The 19,271-nt window shown below is 34.7% G+C and carries 21 protein-coding genes and 1 pseudogene; 12 read left to right on the forward strand and 10 right to left on the reverse strand.

Translation table 11 applies throughout. The features are described from left to right. Nucleotides 1-240: 240 nt before the first annotated feature. On the reverse strand, nt 241-732 hold the full coding sequence (locus GXW81_RS09000) for a GNAT family N-acetyltransferase (RefSeq protein WP_161532054.1): 492 nt from the start codon (nt 730-732) through the stop codon (nt 241-243). Between the two features lie 115 nt (nt 733-847). On the opposite strand from GXW81_RS09000, the gene GXW81_RS09005 reads away from it, so the two are divergent. Then, nucleotides 848-1,813 (forward strand): NAD-dependent epimerase/dehydratase family protein, encoded by a 966-nt coding sequence (locus GXW81_RS09005; protein WP_161532068.1) that lies wholly within the window; start codon nt 848-850, stop codon nt 1,811-1,813. A 57-nt stretch (nt 1,814-1,870) separates the two neighbouring features. Here the strand turns inward: GXW81_RS09005 and GXW81_RS09010 are convergent, their stop codons facing one another. Next, nucleotides 1,871-3,037, reverse strand: coding sequence for a HAMP domain-containing sensor histidine kinase (locus GXW81_RS09010; protein WP_161532055.1), 1,167 nt, complete (start codon nt 3,035-3,037; stop codon nt 1,871-1,873). 12 nt (nt 3,038-3,049) lie between these two features. Beyond that, entirely contained in the window at nt 3,050-4,450 is a 1,401-nt protein-coding gene (dacB, locus tag GXW81_RS09015) for a D-alanyl-D-alanine carboxypeptidase/D-alanyl-D-alanine-endopeptidase (protein WP_161532069.1), read from the reverse strand. A 145-nt stretch (nt 4,451-4,595) separates the two neighbouring features. Here dacB and GXW81_RS09020 point away from each other — a divergent pair, with 145 nt between their 5' ends. The 6 genes from GXW81_RS09020 to GXW81_RS09045 all read left to right on the forward strand — a co-directional run bounded on the left by GXW81_RS09020 (nt 4,596) and on the right by GXW81_RS09045 (nt 9,820). Continuing rightward, the gene (locus GXW81_RS09020) at nt 4,596-5,087 is read left to right on the forward strand and encodes a lipocalin family protein (protein ID WP_161532056.1); all 492 of its coding nucleotides are present in this window, start codon (nt 4,596-4,598) and stop codon (nt 5,085-5,087) included. A gap of 8 nt (nt 5,088-5,095) precedes the next feature. After that, the gene (locus tag GXW81_RS09025) at nt 5,096-5,788 is read left to right on the forward strand and encodes an OmpA family protein (RefSeq protein WP_154136732.1); all 693 of its coding nucleotides are present in this window, start codon (nt 5,096-5,098) and stop codon (nt 5,786-5,788) included. An 81-nt stretch (nt 5,789-5,869) separates the two neighbouring features. Next, a complete protein-coding gene (locus GXW81_RS09030; protein ID WP_161532057.1) occupies nt 5,870-6,760 on the forward strand; it encodes a UbiA prenyltransferase family protein in 891 nt (296 codons plus the stop codon). Further along, nucleotides 6,760-8,067 (forward strand): FAD-binding oxidoreductase, encoded by a 1,308-nt coding sequence (locus GXW81_RS09035; RefSeq protein ID WP_161532058.1) that lies wholly within the window; start codon nt 6,760-6,762, stop codon nt 8,065-8,067. The genes GXW81_RS09030 and GXW81_RS09035 overlap by 1 nt, the downstream gene beginning before the upstream one ends. Nucleotides 8,068-8,079: 12 nt before the next feature. Further along, entirely contained in the window at nt 8,080-9,039 is a 960-nt protein-coding gene (locus GXW81_RS09040) for a GSCFA domain-containing protein (RefSeq protein ID WP_161532059.1), read from the forward strand. 13 nt (nt 9,040-9,052) lie between these two features. Further along, complete coding sequence (locus tag GXW81_RS09045; protein WP_161532060.1) at nt 9,053-9,820, forward strand: TatD family hydrolase; 768 nt, start codon at nt 9,053-9,055, stop codon at nt 9,818-9,820. 22 nt (nt 9,821-9,842) lie between these two features. Here GXW81_RS09045 and obgE read toward each other — a convergent pair whose 3' ends face one another. The 4 genes from obgE to GXW81_RS09065 all read right to left on the reverse strand — a co-directional run bounded on the left by obgE (nt 9,843) and on the right by GXW81_RS09065 (nt 13,201). Next, nucleotides 9,843-10,826: a GTPase ObgE gene (obgE, locus tag GXW81_RS09050; RefSeq protein WP_161532061.1), complete on the reverse strand. Its 984-nt coding sequence runs from the start codon at nt 10,824-10,826 to the stop codon at nt 9,843-9,845. Between the two features lie 100 nt (nt 10,827-10,926). Further along, nucleotides 10,927-11,508, reverse strand: coding sequence for an adenylate kinase (locus tag GXW81_RS09055; protein WP_161532062.1), 582 nt, complete (start codon nt 11,506-11,508; stop codon nt 10,927-10,929). Between the two features lie 68 nt (nt 11,509-11,576). Beyond that, the gene (gene hpt / locus GXW81_RS09060; RefSeq protein ID WP_004919203.1) at nt 11,577-12,134 is read right to left on the reverse strand and encodes a hypoxanthine phosphoribosyltransferase; all 558 of its coding nucleotides are present in this window, start codon (nt 12,132-12,134) and stop codon (nt 11,577-11,579) included. Between the two features lie 53 nt (nt 12,135-12,187). Continuing rightward, nucleotides 12,188-13,201 (reverse strand): hypothetical protein, encoded by a 1,014-nt coding sequence (locus tag GXW81_RS09065; RefSeq protein WP_161532063.1) that lies wholly within the window; start codon nt 13,199-13,201, stop codon nt 12,188-12,190. A gap of 162 nt (nt 13,202-13,363) precedes the next feature. Here GXW81_RS09065 and GXW81_RS09070 point away from each other — a divergent pair, with 162 nt between their 5' ends. From GXW81_RS09070 to GXW81_RS09085, 4 genes are read left to right on the forward strand one after another with little or no spacing between them, the layout of a single operon-like run. Beyond that, nucleotides 13,364-14,176, forward strand: coding sequence for a CPBP family intramembrane glutamic endopeptidase (locus tag GXW81_RS09070; protein ID WP_161532064.1), 813 nt, complete (start codon nt 13,364-13,366; stop codon nt 14,174-14,176). A 14-nt stretch (nt 14,177-14,190) separates the two neighbouring features. Continuing rightward, a complete protein-coding gene (rdgB, locus tag GXW81_RS09075; RefSeq protein WP_161532065.1) occupies nt 14,191-14,766 on the forward strand; it encodes an RdgB/HAM1 family non-canonical purine NTP pyrophosphatase in 576 nt (191 codons plus the stop codon). Nucleotides 14,767-14,779: 13 nt separating this feature from the next. Next, nucleotides 14,780-15,694: a ribonuclease Z gene (locus GXW81_RS09080; protein ID WP_161532066.1), complete on the forward strand. Its 915-nt coding sequence runs from the start codon at nt 14,780-14,782 to the stop codon at nt 15,692-15,694. Then, on the forward strand, nt 15,694-16,464 hold the full coding sequence (locus GXW81_RS09085; RefSeq protein ID WP_064970746.1) for a TIGR02757 family protein: 771 nt from the start codon (nt 15,694-15,696) through the stop codon (nt 16,462-16,464). Before GXW81_RS09080 ends, GXW81_RS09085 begins: the two co-directional genes overlap by 1 nt. A gap of 47 nt (nt 16,465-16,511) precedes the next feature. Here the strand turns inward: GXW81_RS09085 and GXW81_RS09090 are convergent, their stop codons facing one another. The 3 genes from GXW81_RS09090 to GXW81_RS09105 are packed head-to-tail and all read right to left on the reverse strand — an operon-like array spanning nt 16,512 to nt 18,702. Beyond that, on the reverse strand, nt 16,512-17,180 hold the full coding sequence (locus GXW81_RS09090) for a hypothetical protein (protein ID WP_161532067.1): 669 nt from the start codon (nt 17,178-17,180) through the stop codon (nt 16,512-16,514). 15 nt (nt 17,181-17,195) lie between these two features. Continuing rightward, nucleotides 17,196-17,918 carry a hypothetical protein gene (locus GXW81_RS09100; RefSeq protein ID WP_260393586.1) on the reverse strand — a complete coding sequence of 241 codons (723 nt, stop codon included), beginning with the start codon at nt 17,916-17,918 and terminating at the stop codon, nt 17,196-17,198. 1 nt (nt 17,919) lies between these two features. After that, nucleotides 17,920-18,702, reverse strand: a complete 783-nt coding sequence (locus tag GXW81_RS09105; protein ID WP_260393587.1) for a hypothetical protein — start codon at nt 18,700-18,702, stop codon at nt 17,920-17,922. A gap of 210 nt (nt 18,703-18,912) precedes the next feature. Here GXW81_RS09105 and GXW81_RS09110 point away from each other — a divergent pair. Continuing rightward, nucleotides 18,913-19,068 (forward strand): annotated as a pseudogene (locus tag GXW81_RS09110) (DUF2400 family protein); the annotation flags it as partial. Between the last annotated feature and the right edge of the window lie 203 nt (nt 19,069-19,271).

Below are 19,271 nucleotides of genomic sequence, written 5' to 3' on the forward strand. Positions count from 1 at the left end.
CGAAACTACTTGTGTGTGTGTGTGTGTGTGTGTGTGTGTGTGTGTGTGTGTGTGTTTACACAATTATTTGGAACTACCAAATTTTTGTGTAAGTTTTTTTTACTTTTTTGTATGTTGTTGATATTGCGTTGCATAAAACTGGGACAAATGTAGGCTCTTTTTTTTAAATATACAAACTTTGGGGCTAGGCTTACATTTCTTTCTTCTTGATATATCTAAAATGTACTACAACTTATAGAGTTATCTTACACTTATTTTCATAATATAATCGTCCATCACAAACCCCTCTCCTACCTCTAACACCACTTCTTGCTCTACCCCAAACCCTTGGCTTTTATAAAAATTAAACGATGGATTTCTCTTATTAACATTTAGCATGATAACTGTATTCTTGTGGCTTTTCACTTCATTTTTTAAAAAGTCTATTGCTTCCTTTCCTAACCCTTTTCCTTTAGCTTCCGCTAAAAGATAAAGCCTGTGTAATTTAGTGGTTTGAGGTTCATAGCCTATTTCAAATCCCATAAATCCTACTTCTACACCATCGTTCAACATCAGATAATAATGATAATTAGGATTCTCAAAATGTTGGTTTATCTCTTCATCGGAGTACATCATTCCCAACATATAATTTATCTGCTCTTGCGAGATAATTCCTATATAATGGCTATTCCACGATTGTTTTGCAAGATTTTGTATCAATGGTATATCCTCTCTTTGGGCTTTTCTAATCATTTTATAGCTTTAATTTGGATACAAATCTAGTCAATAAATTAAAATTTCTAACCAAAAACATTTCCAAAAAATAGGTGTATTTAGTACCTTTGTAAAAATGAAATCGGAACAAACTATGGAAGGTAAAAATGAAAAAATACTCATCACAGGAGCTTTAGGGCAAATCGGTACCGAACTTACAGCAAAGTTAGTAGAAATCTACGGTAAAAATAATGTTATTGCTTCTGGAATTGATAAATGGAGAGAAGGCATTACTACTGCTGGACACTACGAAAGAATAGATGTAACGAACTTTAAACTATTGGAAGATTTTATCAAAGAAAATAAAATCACTACGGTTTATCACTTAGCTTCTCTCTTATCTGGAACTTCAGAGAAACAACCACTTTTTGCTTGGAAACTCAATCTAGAACCACTACTCCATCTATGCGAATTAGCAAAAGAAGGCTATTTGAAAAAGATATTCTGGCCAAGCTCCATTGCCGTATTTGGTAAAGGCATTCCAAAGCACAATGTTGGGCAAGATGTGGTGCTTAACCCTACCACCGTATATGGTATTTCTAAAATGGCTGGAGAAAAATGGTGTGAATACTACCACGATAAATACGGTGTAGATGTGCGTAGTATAAGATACCCAGGTCTTATTTCTTGGAAAGCTCCTGCAGGTGGAGGTACTACCGATTATGCCGTGGAAATTTTCTATGAAGCGGTAGAAAAAGGCGAGTATCAATGTTTTATTTCAGAAAATACAGCTATGCCTATGCTCTATATGGACGATGCTATAAACGCCACCATAAAACTAATGCAAGAACCTGCAGAGAACATCAGTGTTTGGGGTTCTTATAATCTAGGAGGTATGTCTTTTACACCCGCAGAACTTGCAAATGAAATTAAAAAGATAATGCCTGATTTCAAAATCTCTTATCAACCCGATTTCAGACAAAGCATCGCCGATTCTTGGCCTGCTTCTATAGACGATAGCAAAGCCAAAGAAGATTGGGGACTTTCCTATGAGTTTGACATCAAAATGATGACCGAAGAAATGATAAAAAATCTGAAAGTTAAGCTAGGGAAAAGTTAACTACTGAAGAATCTAAATACAAAATAGTCCTAATTTATTATTAGGACTATTTTTTTATCAAGTTTCAAAGATTTCTATCCTAAAAACACTTCCTTTACCAATCTCTGTATGGGCAACTTTTATATCGCCTTTATGGTAATCTTTAATCACTCTTTTAGATAGAGATAATCCTAATCCCCAACCTCTCTTCTTAGTAGAATATCCTGGGTTAAAAACATTTCTTACTTGTTTTGCAGACATACCACAACCTGTATCTTGTATATCTATAATGATTTTTTTATTTTTTTGATACAATTTCAATTCTAATTTACCGTCACCTTTCATCGCATCTACCGCATTTTTAATAAGATTTTCTATGACCCAACTCATCAGAATACGATTGTGAGGTATCAGCACTTCCTTAGATGGTAAAACTATATTAAATTCCACTTTCTTAGAAATACGAGTTTTAAGATAATCATAATTTTGCTGTAGAGTTTCATTTAGGTTAAAATCGTTAAGCTCTGGGACTGAACCTACCTTAGAAAAACGCTCTGATATTGTGGTAAGCCTATGTATATCCTTTTCTATCTCCTGTACTCCAACGCTGTTTTCATGCTCCATTCTTAGAATTTCTATCCAACCTATCATAGAGGAAAGCGGCGTTCCTATTTGATGTGCCGTCTCCTTAGCCAATCCTGCCCAAAGATAGCCTTCGTCTGTTTTTTTTACGATTTTAAAAAACCAATAGGCAAACAACAGATACAATAAAATGAAAAAACCAAGCAATGCAGGATAGTATCTAAGGTTATTCATCAAATCCGAATTATCAAAATAAAGATACTGTATATTACCTTCCGAAATTTGCAACTCAAAAGGTGGATATCCTTCTTTCATTTCCTCTAAGCGAACCTTAAGAGCCTTTGGATTGTCTTTAATTTTATCAGGAATATTTTTGATAAATTCCTTAATTGGTTCTCCTTGGTGATTAGTTACAATAATTGGGATATTATCATTAGTGGTAATAATTTCCTGAACCAACTCCAACATCCTTACATCTCCCTGATTTTCATCTTGTAAAAATCTCATAGCTTTGGCAAAAACTGCCATATTAGCCGTTTCTTTCTGCCTTAAATCTCTCACAATAACCACAGAGTAAATAATAAGAGCAAATACAACAGAACTAAATAGCAGGAAAACGACTAAAAAATTGACTTTAGAGAATATGTTTCTGTTTTTTTTCATCAGGTACAACAATTACTTAAGATTATTAAGTATCGAAAACAGTTCGTTATTGATGCCATCTCCATCATAATTATTCACGATAATAGAAAAAACATACTTTTTACCATTTTTAGAAGTATGATAACCTGTATAACCCTTAGCATCTTTTATTGTACCGCTTTTCATTTTCATATCATTATAAATAGGCAATGCATTATAAAACTCATTAAACCAAGGTTGCTTTTGAGCCCAAAGTAAAGCCTGAACTTCTGCCCTAGCCGAAGCATAGTTCTGAGGCGACAATCCACTACCGTCTGTAAAGTTAATCATCGCAGGATGAATGCCTTTAGGTTTCCAAAAGTTTTTCAGCACCGAAACACCACTAGAAAAACTAGAATCATTATTTTGCTCTTTTCCTAGAGTTTTAATAAAGGTTTCTCCGTAAAGATTAACACTTTTTCTCAAAAACCAATAGACTATTTTACTCAACTCAGGAGATTCATATTCAAAAAAAGGCTTCCCTGTAACAGACGGAACAGACTTCCCATCTAGAAGTAATTGTCTGCCCGTTATAATTTCTCCAGAAAACTCAATTCCTTTATATTTAATACAACTAACCACTTCTGCCCCTAACTGAACTGGCGGATTAGGCGTTGCTCCAGAAATTTTAGTTGTTTTTTGAGCAGGAAGCGTTCCGTTAATACTCGCCACCGAACTGTATGGAGCGGTATAAATTAAACTTTTATCTCCTGAATTTGAAGCCGCTGAAGTTAACTCATTAAACCATTTTACTTGTACCAAAGGATAAGAAAAAGACTTAATTTTTGTAGGCTTTCCAATAGAAGCTCCTCCCTCAATATCTATATCAAACTGGTTTTCTCTCCAATTAACGCCCCAAACTCCAGCACCATAATAATTACCTATATCGTTCCAAGCCCAACCTCCTGGTGTCGTTTGAAAGTCAAAATAAGTATCATCTATAATTAAATTACCTTCCACCTTCTTGATACCTTGATTTTTTAAAGCTGTATAAAATTTTTCTAGAAAATCTTCGGGTTTATAACCGTCATATCTCCAGCTTCCAAGAGTAGGATCTCCATTGGAAGTAATGTAAATGTTTCCCTTTAAAACACTCCTTTCTAAAACACCATCATAAACGGCTTTAGTCTTATATTTATAATCTTTCCCTAAAAGCTCCAAAGCTGTGGCAGCGGTAAATATCTTCTGTGTACTAGCCGTAGAAAGCCCCTTATTTCCTTGATATTCATAGATGAAATTCCCATTTTCATCAGCTACATAAAAAGACATATTAGCAGCATACATTTTAGGAGAATTTAAAAATGCTTTAGTTACTTTATCTAGCTTATCCTTAATGCTTTGAGCTACCCCTAAAGAATAAAAAAGTGTTAATATAAAAATCAAAAATTTAGTCATCTTCATATTTTGTGTTTTTCAAAGATAATCATTTTAAAAATTACTTTATTTTTCCAAAAGTTCAACCTACAAAACCATTTTTTTAATATTCAAAAGCTAATTGGCACAATTTTTACTGCTTAACAGAATATAAAATAATATAATAATGAAAAAACTACTTTTTACTGGACTTATAGGAGCTTTATCTTTATCTGCATGCTCCACAGTACAGAAAGGTCAAGAAGCTCAAAATCAGCGTTCAGACTTTATGAAACTTAAAGGAACTTGGGAAGTTGCAAGTGTTAATTACGATAAAAACTATAAAATTAAACCTTTTGATGAAGGTGTAGATGCTAAATGTTTTTTGGGAAGTACTTGGTCTTTAGTACCTAATAATTGGACTGGAAGCTACACTCTTAGTGGAAATAATGGTTGCCCAGCAATATCTCAGCCTATCAAATTTGAAGTGGTAAATGGAAATCAGTTTCAATTTAAAAAAATACACTCTGGAGAAAAAGCTAAACAAAATATTTCTGGGTATGTATTAGAATTTCAAAACCAAACAGATAACTCATTTACATTAGTTCAGAATGTTCCATTCGAAGGTAACTATATAAAAGTGTATTATGAATTTCAAAAAGTAAATCAATCTAAATAAACTATAAAATGAAAATATTTAATAAAACCAATGTAGCAGCATTATTTTTATCAGGGAGTTTGCTACTTACAAGTTGCGAATCTGTTCAAAATGCTAATAATCAACAAAAAGGAACGGCTATAGGTGCTGCAGCTGGAGCAGTTATAGGTGGTATACTAGGTAATAATATAGGTAATGGCAGAAATGCTCCTGCTGGTGCTGTTTTAGGCGGTATCATTGGAGGTGTTGCAGGTAATGTTATCGGTAGCAAAATGGACAAACAAGCCAAAGAAATTAAAGAAGCCTTACCTGGTGCGGAAGTAGAAAGAGTAAATGAAGGTATTAAAATTACCCTTAATGAAAATACGGTTAATTTCGGATTTGATTCTGCTAACCTTACTTCTGTAGCTAAAAACAATTTGGATAAATTAGCCCAAGTGCTTAAGAATAATCCTGATACCAACATCAATGTTTACGGACACACAGACAGTAGAGGTGCTGATGATTATAACTTAAGACTTTCTGAAAGAAGAGCTAATGCAGTAGTAAGCTATCTTTCTTCTCTTGGTATAGCATCTAGTAGAATGATTGCTAAAGGTGTAGGAGAAGCAGAACCTATCGCTAGTAATGATACAGACGAAGGAAGAGCAAAAAATAGACGAGTAGAGTTCGCTATCACTGCTAACGAAAATATGATAAAAGAGGCTCAAAAAGGGAACTAATCCAAGTTCTATATAAAATCAAAACCGCATTTAATTGCGGTTTTTTTATTTTATGGTTATCTTTGTGCTTTGCAAAAACTTATGAAGAAATATTTGAAGCTACTTAGAGTAGAGCAATGGGTAAAAAATCTTTTTATATTCGTTCCTCTCCTATTTTCAGGTAAAATACTTGAGGTTGATTTATTTTATCTTAGTTTTTTTGCGTTTCTTATTTTTTCACTTACTGCAAGTAGTATCTATATCATCAACGATTATATGGATATAGATTCTGACAGACAGCACCCTGAGAAAAAAAACAGACCTCTAGCCAGTGGAGCAATTTCAAAAACCACTGCACAAATACTTTTTGGTGGACTTGTTTTATCAATATTGGGTGGTTTATGGATAGGACTTTCGGTATTTAATATTGGTAATATATGGAAGTTTGGAAGTATAATTTTATTCTATTTCGTAATGAATTTGGCGTATACCTTCAAACTCAAACATATTGCTATTTTAGACATTACTATCATTGCAATTGGTTTTGTACTTAGAGTATTAGCAGGAGGCTATATTACAGGACTTATCATTACTCAGTGGGCGATTTTACTCACTTTTGTGCTTGCTTTAGTTCTTGCGATTGGGAAAAGAAGAGGCGAATTAGTAAATGCTCAACTAACAGGTAAAACTAGAAAAGCATTAGACGGCTATAATATTCAGTTTGCAGATATTGCACTTTCTATTAGCTGTGCTTTGGCCATCGTTTGTTATCTTATGTTTACTTTATCTCCAGAAGTACAGGCTAGGTTTCATCCTAGAGTTTTCTATACGGTGGTTTTTGTCTTGTTTGCGTTTTTAAGATATTTACAGCAAACTCTAGTCTATAATCGAACTGAATCTCCAACAAAAATAGTCTATAAAGACAGATACATACAAATTACATTGGTATTATGGATTGTTGTTTTTCTTTACCAAATTTACGCTAAACAATAATGAAAAATCATATACAAAAAGTCTCTAATTGGGGGAATTTCCCCATTGTTGAAAAGGAAATAGTTACGGAAGACAATCTTGAAAAAATTAAAGATTTTGTTAAAAGTCGTTCCGAAGTCATCGCTAGAGGAAATGGCCGATGTTATGGAGACGCTTCTTTAGGTGAACATATCTTCTCAACCAAAAGATTGAACAAATTTATTAGTTTTGATAGACTTAACGGAATTATTGAGTGCGAAGCAGGTGTTCTTCTTTCTGATGTTTTAGAAGTTATTGTACCACAAGGTTACTTTTTGTATGTAACTCCCGGAACTAAATATATTAGCATTGGAGGAGCCATAGCTTCTGATGTACACGGCAAAAACCATCATTCAGAAGGTTGTTTTTCAGAATATGTTTTAGAATTTAAACTACTGAATGCCAACGCTCAAATAATCACCTGCTCTAGAACTGAGAACGCAGACCTATTTTGGGCAACCATTGGCGGAATGGGACTTACAGGTATTATTTTATCTGCAAAATTTCAGCTTAAAAATATAGATACGGCTTATATCCGACAAGAAAGCATCAAAGCAAAAAACCTAGATGAAATCTTTCAACTCTTTGAAGAAAGTGAAGATTGTACTTACACCGTAGCATGGATAGACTGTTTACAGAAAGGAGAGAATATTGGTAAATCTATACTTATGAGAGGAGAACACGCTATAAAAGGCGAACTTCCTTCTAAATTAGCAAAAAACCCTTTAGCTCTAAAACCTAAATTAAAGCCAAGTGTTCCTTTTTACTTTCCAAATTTTGTTCTCAATCAGTGGACTGTAAAAATCTTCAATTGGCTTTATTACAAAAAACAGTCTAAAAAAATCGTCAAAAATATCATTGATTATGAAACCTTTTTCTACCCTTTAGATGTCATCAATGATTGGAATAAAATCTATGGTAAAAACGGTTTTATACAATACCAAATGGTAATCCCAAAAGACAAAGGCAAAGAAGGTATGGAGCGAATTTTAAAAACCATTGCTCATAGTGGTAATGGCTCTTTTTTAGCGGTACTAAAGTTATTTGGGAAGAATAATCCAGAGGCATACAACTCCTTCCCTTTTGAAGGTTATACGCTTGCACTAGATTTTAAAGTGAATAAAAAGCTCAAAAAACTCGTTGAGGATTTAGACCAAATTGTATTGGATTTAGGTGGTAGAATTTACCTTACCAAAGATAGTATGAGCAATCCTCAACTGACTAACTATCTCAAAAATGTAGATAATCATAAATTTAGGTCTTTACAAAGAAAAAGAATTACGAATTAAAATCTTACTAAATTGAAATTCAGAACCGAAGTTAATCTTACGCCTTCCTCAAAAAAAATAGAAATTACAGATCAAGTTTTTTCTATCGGCTCTTGCTTTGCTTCGGAAATGAGTAACCAACTATCAGAGGGACAAATAAGATGCTTGAATAATCCTTTTGGGACTCTATTCAATCCGTTTTCTATTACTAATGCTTTAGAAAAAATCGTTTATTCTAAATATTATCAAGAGAAAGATTTAGTTAATCATCGTGGCTATTTCCTTTCGTTAGACCACCATACTTCATTTGACGGTATTTCTGAAACCACTACTTTAGATAAAGTAAACACAGAGCTAGCCAATGCTCATTTATTTTTAAAAAACGCTTCTTGGGTTATTATCACTTTAGGTACTTCGTTTATTTATGAGTACCTTCCCACAGGGCAAAAGGTGGCTAATTGCCATAAGATGCCAAACACTCTTTTTAATAAAAGAATGCTCTCTGATGAAGAAGTACAAACCCACATCAAAAAAGCGATAGAACTCATCAATCAACACAGTCTTAATACCGTAAATATTTTATTTACAGTCTCTCCCGTAAGGCATACTAAAGATGGTATGGTTGAAAATCAGCTTAGCAAATCAAGGCTCATCAATGCGCTGCATCAAGTGGTGGCAATATATCCAAATGCTCATTATCTGCCTATTTATGAGATTTTAATGGACGATTTAAGAGATTACAGATTTTATAAATCAGACCTAATCCACCCTAACGAACAAGCCATAGATTACATCTTTGATAAATTCATAAAAGCCTACTGCACAGAAGACACACAAAAATTTATCATTGACAATCAGAAAATCATTTCGGCTTTAAGGCATCGTCCAACCCATACAGAACACCCTGATTATCTAAAGTTTACAGAAAACATCAAACAAAAAATACAGGAGCAACAAGCTAAAGTTAATTTTAAAATATTTTCAAACTTCTAACTTTCAATTATTTATGATAGACACGCATACTCATTTATATTCAGAGGAATTTGATGAAGATAGACATTTAATGATACAAAGGGCATTAGATAAAGGAGTTACTCATTTTTTTCTACCAGCTATCAATTCTGAATCTCACGAAAAAATGCTCCATCTAGAAGCAGAATATCCTAACCAAATATCAGCAATGATGGGCTTACACCCAACTTATATAAATCCTAAAACTTACGACCAAGAAATAAAATTAGTAAAAGACTATTTGGAGCAAAGGGATTTTTGTGCTATCGGAGAGATTGGGATAGATCTCTATTGGGATAAAAGCCATCTAGAACTGCAAAAAGAAGCCTTTAGACTACAGATAGATTGGGCAATAGAAAAAGACTTGCCTATCGTGATACATTCTAGAGAAAGTTTTGATGAAACTTTTGAGGTTTTAGAAGAAAAAAGACACCCTAAATTAAGAGGTATTTTCCATTGTTTTACTGGAACATTAGAACACGCTAAACAAGCCATAGACCTCAATTTCAGTTTAGGAATAGGTGGTGTGGTTACTTTTAAAAATGGCAAAATAGACCAATTCTTAAATGAAATACCTTTAGAACACATTGTTTTAGAAACCGATTCACCTTACCTAGCACCTGTACCGTACAGAGGAAAAAGAAACGAATCTGCCTATCTAGAGCAAATCATTGGTAAATTAGTAGATATTTACCAAATACCTATCAGTGAAATAGATAAGATAACTACTAACAACGCTAAGCAAATTTTTGGACTAGCTTAAATAAAAAACACGGGTAGAAAACCTATCCGTGTAATTTTTTCCATATTGCATCTTTAAGTTCCGTAAGCCCTTCTCCTGTAACTCCAGAAATAAATAAGGGTTGTCTGTTTTCAGGGAATTTGGCTGCAACTTCTTTTTTGAGTTCTTCGTCTAATAAATCTGACTTTGAAATAGAGATGATAAAATCTTTATCTAGCAACTCAGGATTGTATTCTTTAAGCTCGTTTTCAAGTATTTTAAACTCTTGGAAATAATCTTCTGCATCTGCAGGAATTAAGAAAAGAAGGATTGAGTTTCGCTCTATATGCCTTAAAAAACGATGCCCTAGACCTTTACCTTCGGCAGCTCCTTCTATAATACCTGGTATATCTGCCATCACAAAAGACTTGTAATTACGATAATCTACAATACCCAAGTTAGGTGTAAGCGTTGTAAAAGCATAATCGGCAATTTTAGGCTTAGCCGCAGATACCGCAGATAACAATGTAGATTTACCTGCGTTAGGGAGCCCTACTAAACCTACATCTGCTAATACTTTTAGCTCAAACACAATATACCCTTCTTCCCCAGGAAGCCCTGGCTGTGCATAACGAGGCGTTTGGTTGGTAGCAGATTTAAAATGCTCATTTCCTAAACCACCCTTACCGCCTTGCATTAAGATAATCTCTTGTCCATCTTCTAAAATTTCGCCTATAATTTCTCCCTCTTCATTTTTAGCAATAGTACCAATGGGCACCTCTATATAAACATCTTCTCCATAACGACCTGTCAACTGATTTTTACCACCTGGCTGACCGTTTTCTGCCTTAACATGCCTTGTATAACGCAATGGTAATAAAGTCCATTCGTGTGCATTTCCTTTCATAATGATATGACCACCACGCCCACCATCTCCACCATCAGGACCGCCTTTAGGAATGTATTTTTCCCTTCTGAGGTGGGCTGACCCTGCACCTCCGTGCCCAGATTTACAATGGATTTTTACATAATCTACAAAATTTGACATATCTTATTTAATTAAATGCTTATTACACGATATAAAAACAACCAAAAAAACCATCAAAGCTTAAAACTCTGATAGTTTTTTGATTATCATTCTATTGTTATTATTTTAAAATCTTCTCTACTTCTGAGAAAAGTTTTTCTGCAATTTCTGCAATTTCGCCTACTCCATTTATCTCTACATATTTCCCTTGTTGCTTGTAAAGTTCTGCTACTTCGGCAGTTTTTGCATAGTATTCTTTAATTCTGTTTCTAATGATAGACTCGTCCGCATCATCTGTTCTACCACTAGTTTCACCTCTCTTAAGAAGTCTTTGAACCAAAATTTCGTCCTCTACCACCAGCGATAAACAGATGCTTATCTCCTCATTAAGTTCGTCTTTTACAATCTTTTCTAAGGCTTCTGTCTGTGCTGCTGTTCTAGGGAAACCATCAAATATAAACCCTTTGGTATCCGTAGGTTTTCTAACCTCATCTATCAGCATATCTATGGTAACTTGATCTGGAACCAGCTCTCCTTTATCTATATAAGATTTTGCCAATTTCCCTAGCTCGGTATCGTTTTTCATGTTATAACGGAACAAATCTCCTGTGGATATTTGTTTCAAATTGAACTTTTCAATCAGATTTTGAGCTTGAGTACCCTTACCACTTCCCGGAGGACCAAATAATACAATGTTAATCATCTTTACTTCTAATTTTTAGTATATCTAAAATCGCTAAAAACACGATTTATCAATGTTAGTTTTCTTTGTTAATGGTTAATTCTACCTTCTTCTAATTGGTATAAATCTGGTAAATTTCTTCCTAGTTCATCATAGTCTAAACCGTAGCCTAACACAAATTTATTAGGGATTTCTTTTGCCACATAGTCTATGGTAAAGTCTTTCTTAAATACTTCTGGCTTTAATAAAAGAGAAGCTACTCTAAGCGACTTAGGGCGGTGTGTATTTTTAAAATATTCAAAAAGACTTTCTATGGTATTTCCTGTATCTACAATATCTTCCATAAGGATAATATGGCGACCTTCTACCTCTTTAGTAAGTTCCATTTTGGTGTAAACAATCCCCGTAGATTGTAACCCTCCGTGATAAGAACTTACCTGAACAAAGGCTACCTCACACTTCCCTGGATAGTGTTTTAAAAAGTCTGAGAAAAACATAATTACCCCATTAAGCACTCCTATAAATACAGGGGTTTCATCTTTATAATCTTCGTAAACTTTTAGAGCTAATGCCTTTATGTAAGTTTGTATTTCTTCGTTCTTTAAATAAGGAACAAAAGTTTTGTCATGAATTTTTACTTTTTCCATTGTCTTTCCAAAATGCAAATTTAAGAAATTTTTAGTGGTTCATCTTTGTATCACTAGTGTTTTTTTGAGATTATAGCACTTTCTATTAAGTTTTCAGTAATTTCTAATGCTTTTTGTTTTGAAATACGCTCCACTTCTCTAATATTTTGAGAGTTTAACACTTCTTCTATATTTTTAGAAAAAACAATCTTTTTACCGTACTTCATTGCATCGCCATTATTACCACTTACCTTCGTTTTGCCGTAATATTCTGTAATGTTAAAAAAGTGTGTTTTCTGCTGTATAGGTGCCCAAATAAGACTAGCTTTCAATAAATACCCATCAAATAATTCTTGTGGTACTTTCTCTGTAAAATAGGTTAATTTCAGGTTATTTAGATTTTTTTGTTCTAAACTTTTGAGCCAATCTAACTCCTCTCCCATTGCTTTCCCTAAGAAAACAACTTCTGTAGGTTCGTTAAAATAGTGATTACTTAGACTTTCCACTACCGCTTTGTAATCTCTTCGTTTTTGTGATACAATCCCTGGAATAACTAATGTTAAATCTTTATCATTAGAAAACTCCTGCTGATATTCTGTATAAAAAAGCGGAATATGCTGATATCTAGAAGAAGCCAAGTCTTCCGACAATACCCAACAGCTTTCCGAATTTTGGTAAACGTTATTTTTCAGCATCAATCCTTCCTTTAAAAGGAGTTTTAGCCTATAAACGGTATCTTCTTTCAATAAAACTTTTAGCAAGTCTGTATTACTTGCTTTAATGAAATTGAGATTATGGCAAATGATGGCGGTCTTATAGTTTTTAACTATTTTATCAAAGGTATTAAAATAACGATGCACCGTCCCCACCACCACCAAATCATACTCTTTGGCTGATAATAACTTAAGTACAGTATTGGGACTTGCTTCTATGACATTAGGCATATTTTCACCCAACAGCTTCTTTATTTTATTAGAGAAAAAATAATCTACCTCTACCCTGTTAGATGCCTCCATCAATGCTTTAAAATTAAGAGCTATTTCTGCATGAGTGTCTAGCTCCACATAAGCTATTTTATATTTAGTCATTATCTTTTATTTGTGTCTTTGCATTTCTGTTAAGACTCTAGATTATCTCTCTTTATCACCCAACAAATATATAAAAATAGCCTAAGCCAAAACGGAATATTTAGGTGTTTTGATTCTAAATCCATTATCTTTGCGAAATCCAAACCTATTTATATTTAGTAGATGAATCAAAAATTCAAATTGGGGCTTGACGGCATTGCTGTACTTATAGGGAGTTACATCGTTGTTTCGCTTATACTCGCTGTGTACACTATCGCTAATGTCTTTATTTTAAAGGAAGAGGTTGCTACTTCTATGGGGCTGAGTCTAGTCTCATTTGTACTCTCATTAGGAGTACCTATTGTAGCATTTGATATTTTTATTGTAAGACCACAGACCAAAAAACCACTCCGTTTAGGTGTAGGTAATGTAACGGCTTACAATGTTCTTATCTCTCTAATGATGATGATAGGTATGGTGCTGATGGCAGAAGTCATTACTTCTTTTATCCCAACGGAAGGCGGCATATTAGGAGAGCTTTACAATACTTTTATGGGAGTTTTTAAAAGAATGCTTAGCGATAAGGTAGGACTTGCGATTATGGTAGTGTGCCTTGCACCTCTATTAGAAGAAGTCTTATTTAGAGGCATTATACAAGGTGGACTCACCAACAAAGGCGTCGCTCCTAAGAAAGCCATTGTTATCTCTGCTTTGGTATTTGGTATTGTACACGCCAATCCTTGGCAATTTGTGGGAGCATTTTTATTGGGGCTGGTATTGGGATTAGTTTATTTCAAAACTAAATCTATTGTTATCCCTATTTTACTACACGCTTTTAACAATTTCATCTCTTATCTGATGCTAGTCTATGCCGATGCAGAACACTCTTATGAACTCCTAGGCATCAACAAAATAGTGTCTTTTATTATAGGCATGGCTATCTTCGGAGTTGCCTATTATCTGTTTATGCATAGAAAAAACCACTTTACCAAATAGAAAACAATACTCTAATGAAAAAAGAAATCTTAATAGCGACACACAATCAACATAAAAAAGAAGAAATCCAGCAAATCTTAGGTGATGGCTTCATAGTAAAAAGCCTTTCCGATTATCAACTCAATGATGAAATCGTGGAAGACGGCAATACTTTTGAGGAAAACGCATTTATTAAAGCCTCTTATTGTTTTCAAAAAACAGGTATTCCAAGTTTGGGTGATGATAGTGGACTTGTAGTAGATGCCTTAGACGGAAGACCAGGGATTTACTCGGCGAGATATGCTGGCAACCACGACTTTAAAGCCAATATTGCTAAAGTTTTAGAAGAAATGCAAGGCAAAACCAATAGAGCAGCTCATTTCATTACTGTATTGTGTTTGGTAGATGAAAACGGAGCTTCCTATTTTGAAGGCAAAGTACATGGGCATCTTCTAGAGGAAGACCGAGGACACCAAGGTTTTGGCTACGACCCTATCTTTGTACCTAACGGCTACGAAACCACCTTTGCCGAAATGACTCCAGAGGAAAAGAACGCCATTAGCCATAGAAAAAATGCCTTAGACCAGTTTTTAACCACCATTACCCAATAAATTTCATCTAGCAGTGAGTGTACATTTAACCATATTAGGCTTCAATTCCGCAATTCCTACTGTAAACTCGTCCACCACCTCTCAGCTTTTAGAGGTGCAAGAACGCTACTTCTTAATAGATTGTGGCGAAGGGACACAAGTACAACTAAGAAGAGCTAAAGCCAAGTTTTCTAAAATCAATCATATATTTATCTCTCACCTGCACGGCGACCATTGTTTTGGCTTACCAGGGCTTATTGCATCGTTTCGTTTGTTAGGGAGAGAAACCCCTTTACACATCTATGGTCCGAAGGGAATACAAGAGATGCTAGAAACTATTTTTAGAATTACAGAAACCCAAAGAGGCTTTGAGGTGGTTTACCACGAGCTAGAAGGCAATCGGTCGGTAAAAATCTACGAAGACCATAAAGTGGAAGTCTTTACCATTCCGCTCAACCATAGGATTTACTGCAACGGCTACCTCTTTAGAGAAAAACCAAAAGAACGCCACCTGAATATGGAGGAAATCAGCAAATACCCTGAAATAGAAACTTGCGATTACCACAACCTTAAAAAAGGAAAAGACTTTACCCTATCCGATGGTTTTGTACTCAAAAATGAGGTACTTACTACCCCACCACAACCTTCTGTGTCTTATGCTTTTTGTAGTGATACCCGCTATTTAGAAAGCATCGTCCCAATTATCAAAGGTGTAGATGTACTCTACCACGAGGCAACTTTCTTACACGATTTAAAGGAAATGGCAGACTATACAGGGCATACTACCGCCCTAGAAGCGGCTACTATTGCCCAAAAAGCAGGAGTTAAAAAACTCATTTTAGGACACTTCTCTAACCGCTATGCCGACTTAAATGTCTTTACCGATGAGGCAAGAACCGTATTCCCTAATACTTTTCTACCCAAAATGCTAGAAACCATAAAAATATAATGGATTCCAACGAGCTAAAAGACTTCCTAAACGAGAAGGCAGACCTATACAACCACCCCAATTTTATAGAGCAAGACCCTATACAAATACCGCATCGGTTTTCTCTAAAGCAGGATATTGAAATCTCGGGGTTTATAGCAGCTACCATTGCTTGGGGCAACCGAAAATCTATTATCAAAAGTGCCAACCATATTATGGAGCTTATGGGGCAGTCACCATTGGATTTTGTACTGAACCATACCGATAAAGATTTAGACAAGATAGGCACTAGAGCCATACACCGCACTTTTAACTCGGAAGATTTAATCTATTTTATCCAAAGATTTAAGCATCTCTACCAAAACCATTCGTCTATGGAAGAGCTCCTACTCCCCCAAGATGGTGAAACCAATTTTTACCACGCTCTAGAACGCTTTAGAAACGCTTTCCTAGATACCACCACCCAGCACCGTAGCCACAAGCACATCAGCTCTACCTACAAGAAATCTGCGGCTAAACGGCTGATGATGTTCCTAAGATGGATGGTAAGAAAGGACAACAAAGGCGTAGATTTTGGCATTTGGGAACAGCTAGACCCTGCCCTACTGTCTATCCCACTAGATGTACACACGGGCAACATCGCAAGGCAACTCCAACTGATTACAAGAACCCAAAACGATTGGAAAACCGTGGAAGAACTAGACCACACCATTAGAAAATGGGACGCCAAAGACCCTGCAAAGTACGATTTTGCCCTCTTTGGGCTAGGCGTTTCTGGAGAGTTTAAATAGGGTTGATACTAAAACCCGTTCAGTTCAAATGAAATTATGTTTATAGTCTAATTATCTAACTTTTTCCATCCTTTAGATGTACAACCATAAAATGAGGCTGAAAAAGCTATTTGACCTATTTTTGTACAAGTACCTCCTTCAGCTAAACTAAGTGTTGCTCCTTCTCGGTCTCCTCCTCCGATAACCAAAGAGCCTCCCACAACTAATTTCTCTGTAGGTTTTTCCTTAGCTGAAACTCCATTATTTCCATTCTCACCTATATATAGACCATTAGCCCTATCAGTATATCCTCCAATAAAGAAACCATCATCTACTCCTGTTGAAAATAAAAATAAATGTCCCAATCTATTTCCTATATCAATTCCATAATCTGATAATATTCTCTGCTTATCAACATTGGAATAATGCTTCACAAATGATTTAGGATTATCTCTATTAACAACTGCAAAATCTGCCAATTTTGTATTTTTTACATAAGTATAAATATCTGGTTTAGTATTATCTTGAGTAGCATAATTAAAGTAAAGCTTACCACTTCCTTTAATATGTAAAATATCACTATCTCCATTATTAAATCTCAATAGAGTGGTAGCAGCTGATGCCGATGGAGTTTGAATGTCTAATGTAGCCTCTGGTTCTGAATTATTAATTCCCAATTTACCTTGCGAAAATACCATTATTGGCAATAAAAGACTTGCTATTTTAAAAAATTTCATTCGTACTATATTAACTTAATTATTATCTAACTGTTTCCACACTTTAGCATTACATCCATAAAAATGCCCTTTATAATAAACCATCTCTCCATTAACACAGGTAGATGCTGCAGGTAAATCACTAACTTCTTCTAGTTTTATACTGCCTCCTACATCTATCTTAGTAGTAGGTAAACGGTTGAGAGAAACTCCCACCAACCCTGAAGCAGAGAAGAAAACACCAGATTTAGGATTAGTAGAAGCACTTACAGGAAGTATATAATTACCCAACTTAGGTGCATTTACATTAAATATAGCACTTGACCCAAGGTTTAATACAAACAAAATTCCTCCTAAATTATTATTATCAAACGAACCGGCACCATAAGAATAGAATGTTTGTAATTTGGGAGTGTATGTATAGCTAGTATTATTAGTAGCGGCCTCACTATCTGCCACTTTATCAGCTTCAGAAGTCCACCCCTTATCAAAAGCTCCAAAAGAAGTGGTTATTATATCTATGGTTCCCGTTGGGTTAGAATTATTAAATCCAAATATTCCATCATCAGAAATAGAAAAAGCAACATTAGAGGCATTTGCACCATAAGTTAATCGTAGGGCTTTTGTCCCAAAAGTATTTCCCAAGCTCTTAACTTCTAAACGAGCCTCAGGCCGCAGAGTATTAATCCCCACATTACCTAACTGAGAAAAGGCTAAACTAGAAATAAGAAGCCCTAAAAGTATATTTAATTTTCTCATATTAATTATTGTTTAATTTTTTCCACTTCATCTCTCCCGTCTTTACTCCGTTAGAATAAATCTCCACACAACCTATAAAGTTATCATTGGTACTATCAAAAGCAATAACTCCTGGATTTACACAACTAGACTCGGCAGAATATGCTTTTCCTTCATCTTCTATCCTTAAAGAACCACTTGTTAATAAAGCTATTTGCCTATCTCCAGAAAGTACAGAACTATAGATAGCAGGACTGGAATCTATCCTATGGGAAGCGAAAATTGTTGTCCCTGAATCAAGCAGGAAAAAACCATTAGCAGTTCCGTTAGAATGAAAGCCTACGAATGCCCCGTATGCGGAAGCTCCACCTGTATTAGTTGTTTTATAGGTTGTTTTACTACTATCTTTGTCAAGTATCCAAGAATGAGTCCCCATATATGATTGATTAAGCTCTTTCTGCTTAGGATTTATATAAGTTCTAAAACTAGCTTTAGTATCTTGTGCGTAGATACTAAAAGTAGGTACCGTATCTAGATAACCATTATCTTTACCATAGACAGTCATTTGAGCAATAGGATTATCTGTAGCTGTAGCACCAAACCCAAACGCCCCATTATTTCTGCCTGACATAATGATTTTATCATCTGAGTTCAAGATTCTAAAAGCCTTATCTTCTGGTTTATTAGTAGCTGTTTTTATATCTAATGTATACATAGGAGATGATGTGCCTATCCCCACTTTTTGTGCATCACAAAAGTTTATTCCTAGACACAATAATCCCAAGAATATATTTTTTTTCGACATTCTTATTTTTTTGTTCTCTAGCGTCTCAAAAAATATGCCAAGTATCAAAATTAAATACGAAAAGCTTAATATATTACTATTAAGATAAAAAAATGACAATATGACAAAATCAATCAACTGAATATCTCTTATTTACCTTTCAAAAACACTAATTAGATATCTTTATCATTTTTAATATCTACTAACATTTCATTATATATAGATAAATCCAACATGGCAAGGCAACTCCAACTAATTACAAGAACCCAAAACGATTGGAAAACCGTGGAAGAACTAGACCACACCATTAGAAAATGGGACGCCAAAGACCCTGCAAAGTACGATTTTGCCCTCTTTGGGCTAGGTGTTTCTGGAGAGTTTAAATAAGTAAATTTTATTTTTTAGCCACTAAAATTTGCATACTTCCCCAAAAGGTAATAAGTTTGCTTCAGTTTTATGACACACGATACCAATTACATACAAACAAGTATAAAAAAGTTACAAGATTATTTGGCCATTCCAAATAATTTCGTAAACACACACACACACACACACACACACACACACACACACACACACACACACAAATA

The sequence above is a fragment of the Riemerella anatipestifer genome (genome assembly GCF_009932355.1).
In the GTDB taxonomy this organism is placed as follows: Bacteria; Bacteroidota; Bacteroidia; order Flavobacteriales; family Weeksellaceae; genus Riemerella; species Riemerella anatipestifer_E.

What these genes read in the sequence shown, in the direction of transcription:
- GXW81_RS09065 (WP_161532063.1), bottom strand. Translation starts at nt 13,201, where the DNA reads ATGACTAAATATAAAATAGCTTATGTGGAGCTAGACACTCATGCAGAA.
- dacB (WP_161532069.1), bottom strand. Translation starts at nt 4,450, where the DNA reads ATGACTAAATTTTTGATTTTTATATTAACACTTTTTTATTCTTTAGGG.
- obgE (WP_161532061.1), bottom strand. Translation starts at nt 10,826, where the DNA reads ATGTCAAATTTTGTAGATTATGTAAAAATCCATTGTAAATCTGGGCAC.
- rdgB (WP_161532065.1), top strand. Translation starts at nt 14,191, where the DNA reads ATGAAAAAAGAAATCTTAATAGCGACACACAATCAACATAAAAAAGAA.
- GXW81_RS09100 (WP_260393586.1), bottom strand. Translation starts at nt 17,918, where the DNA reads ATGAGAAAATTAAATATACTTTTAGGGCTTCTTATTTCTAGTTTAGCC.
- GXW81_RS09005 (WP_161532068.1), top strand. Translation starts at nt 848, where the DNA reads ATGGAAGGTAAAAATGAAAAAATACTCATCACAGGAGCTTTAGGGCAA.
- GXW81_RS09055 (WP_161532062.1), bottom strand. Translation starts at nt 11,508, where the DNA reads ATGATTAACATTGTATTATTTGGTCCTCCGGGAAGTGGTAAGGGTACT.
- GXW81_RS09000 (WP_161532054.1), bottom strand. Translation starts at nt 732, where the DNA reads ATGATTAGAAAAGCCCAAAGAGAGGATATACCATTGATACAAAATCTT.
- GXW81_RS09070 (WP_161532064.1), top strand. Translation starts at nt 13,364, where the DNA reads ATGAATCAAAAATTCAAATTGGGGCTTGACGGCATTGCTGTACTTATA.
- GXW81_RS09090 (WP_161532067.1), bottom strand. Translation starts at nt 17,180, where the DNA reads ATGAAATTTTTTAAAATAGCAAGTCTTTTATTGCCAATAATGGTATTT.
- GXW81_RS09020 (WP_161532056.1), top strand. Translation starts at nt 4,596, where the DNA reads ATGAAAAAACTACTTTTTACTGGACTTATAGGAGCTTTATCTTTATCT.
- hpt (WP_004919203.1), bottom strand. Translation starts at nt 12,134, where the DNA reads ATGGAAAAAGTAAAAATTCATGACAAAACTTTTGTTCCTTATTTAAAG.
- GXW81_RS09085 (WP_064970746.1), top strand. Translation starts at nt 15,694, where the DNA reads ATGGATTCCAACGAGCTAAAAGACTTCCTAAACGAGAAGGCAGACCTA.
- GXW81_RS09010 (WP_161532055.1), bottom strand. Translation starts at nt 3,037, where the DNA reads ATGAAAAAAAACAGAAACATATTCTCTAAAGTCAATTTTTTAGTCGTT.
- GXW81_RS09035 (WP_161532058.1), top strand. Translation starts at nt 6,760, where the DNA reads ATGAAAAATCATATACAAAAAGTCTCTAATTGGGGGAATTTCCCCATT.
- GXW81_RS09025 (WP_154136732.1), top strand. Translation starts at nt 5,096, where the DNA reads ATGAAAATATTTAATAAAACCAATGTAGCAGCATTATTTTTATCAGGG.
- GXW81_RS09045 (WP_161532060.1), top strand. Translation starts at nt 9,053, where the DNA reads ATGATAGACACGCATACTCATTTATATTCAGAGGAATTTGATGAAGAT.
- GXW81_RS09030 (WP_161532057.1), top strand. Translation starts at nt 5,870, where the DNA reads ATGAAGAAATATTTGAAGCTACTTAGAGTAGAGCAATGGGTAAAAAAT.
- GXW81_RS09105 (WP_260393587.1), bottom strand. Translation starts at nt 18,702, where the DNA reads ATGTCGAAAAAAAATATATTCTTGGGATTATTGTGTCTAGGAATAAAC.